Origin of the sequence: Rhizobium ecuadorense (assembly GCF_001187535.1) — a bacterium.
Classification (GTDB): domain Bacteria; phylum Pseudomonadota; class Alphaproteobacteria; order Rhizobiales; family Rhizobiaceae; genus Rhizobium; species Rhizobium ecuadorense.
Genome location: NZ_LFIO01001504.1, coordinates 1 through 223, shown reverse-complemented (window position 1 = coordinate 223; position 223 = coordinate 1). Strand labels below are relative to the sequence as shown.

At 64.6% G+C, this 223-nt stretch carries 1 protein-coding gene; it reads left to right on the top strand.

Translation table 11 applies throughout. The annotated features are described in order from the left end of the window. Positions 1 to 223: GMC oxidoreductase (locus tag AF337_RS31155; protein ID WP_244471350.1), on the top strand; the 223-nt coding region annotated here is incomplete at both ends.

Genomic DNA, 223 nt, shown 5'->3' with positions numbered 1-223 from the left:
CCGATGCCTTCAGCCGCTTCATGTTCCGCAAATGGTTCCGCAAGACCATGTGCATGGGCGCGGCAATCCATGAGACGGGCGGCGCGCGCATGGGCGAAACCCCGGAGGCTTCGGTGCTCAACCCCTACAACCAGGTCTGGGATGTCCCGAACCTCATCGTCACCGACGCCAGCGCCTTCCCCGGCAGCGGCATCGCCGGCGTCATTTACACACATCCCGCTGC